Genomic DNA, 1,596 nt, shown 5'->3' on the forward strand with positions numbered 1-1,596 from the left:
AAACATTCATGACGCCGCTCCGTCACCCCAATGTATGAAAATAACTGCTATTGCATGGCATGTGGTTTCCATGTTCTCAAATTCGTCAAGACTAAAGATACAAATCAAAAGACGAAAGGTTACTGGGACTAGATCTCGTCGATAAAACCGTCTTACTGCGCCTTGCGAGCACCGCCTATTGTACACCAAGTACGTGTATTAAATTTCTTATTTGCACTGGGCGCATGATTTGTCATTTGACTAGAATGAGGGATGTAGAATGGATGCTATTCGAGAGTGTTGTGCAGGCCTGGACGTGCATCAAGAAACAGTAGTCGCGTGTGTATTAAAAGGAAGATTGGATCGTAAACCCGTCCAAACCATCGAAACTTTTGGTACAACGACAAAGGAGTTACTTCGACTACAAAACTTCTTGATTGCGCATGAATGCAAGGATGTGGTCATGGAGAGTACGGGTGTGCTTTGGAAGCCTGTGTGGAATATTTTGGAGCCATCTTGCAACTTAGTTGTAGCTAACCCTAGACGTGTCAAAAATTTGCCGGGACGAAAAACAGACATGAAGGATGCGCAATGGTTGGCTAAGTTGCATCGTTGCGGTCTAATTCCCGCCAGTATGATTCCAGAGGAAAAATTTCGCGATTTGCGAGATCTGACACGCTACCGCAGAAAGTTAATCCAAGCTGCATCCTCCGAGAAGAATCGAATTCATAAGATATTGCAAGATGCCAATATCAAATTAACCACCTATGTCTCGGATCTATTCGGAGTCTCCGGACGTGCCTTACTTCAAAAACTAATGGACGGAGAGGTGCTGAATGAGGAAGAAATTAAAAAGGTGGTGAAAACAAAGCTCATCCCGAAAGCGGGCCAACTCGTTGAAGCGTTAAATGGAAAAGTACGACTTCATCATCGTGAAATGATTACGAGTCACTCGGAGCATTTAGCATTTTTGGAGAATCAAATTGAACGGTTAGGTATAAAGATCGAGATGATGCTAGACGAGTATAAGGAAACGATAGAGCGAATAGACTCTGTGCCAGGAATTGAACGGAATACGGCAATGGAGATTCTTGCTGAAATCGGTCCAAACGCTGCTGATTTATTTCCTAGTGACGCCCATCTTGCAGCTTGGGCAGGATTGAGTCCAGGAAACAGTGAAAGTGCAGGGAAAAGCCGGAAATCCAAGACGGTGAAAGGCAATAAGTATATCAAATCAGCGTTATGCCAATCAGCGTGGGCAAACAGTCGATCGAATAACCGTATAGGGATACATTTCAGGAGGATTAGGAAAAGACGAGGAGACAAGAAAGCAAATGTAGCGACAGCCCACCTTTTGTTGCGTATCCTATTTGCTTTAATACGAGATCAAACCATGTATGAAGAGAAAAAAGACATGCTTACTGGCGGCAGCATGTCCGAAGAAAAGATGTTAGCAGGCTATTTGATGCAAATACAAAAGCTCGGTTATCAGGTACAACTAAACAAAGAAACAGCAAGTTAAATTTTTTTGAAACATCAGATTTTCGGGAGGTGGGGCTTTTTTTTGCTCGTAACCACCATACCATCCATTATGCAGCATTTATTTTCGTATTAAAC

1 protein-coding gene is annotated in these 1,596 nt (G+C 42.8%); it reads left to right on the top strand.

Annotated features, from left to right (window positions below; all coding sequences use genetic code 11):
* Window positions 1-259: 259 nt before the first annotated feature.
* Entirely contained in the window at window positions 260-1,501 is a 1,242-nt protein-coding gene (locus HFP08_RS28735; protein ID WP_168124069.1) for an IS110 family RNA-guided transposase, read from the top strand.
* Window positions 1,502-1,596 lie beyond the last annotated feature (95 nt).

Source organism: Paenibacillus sp. HB172176 (assembly GCF_011947265.1).
Taxonomy (GTDB): domain Bacteria; phylum Bacillota; class Bacilli; order Paenibacillales; family Paenibacillaceae; genus Pristimantibacillus.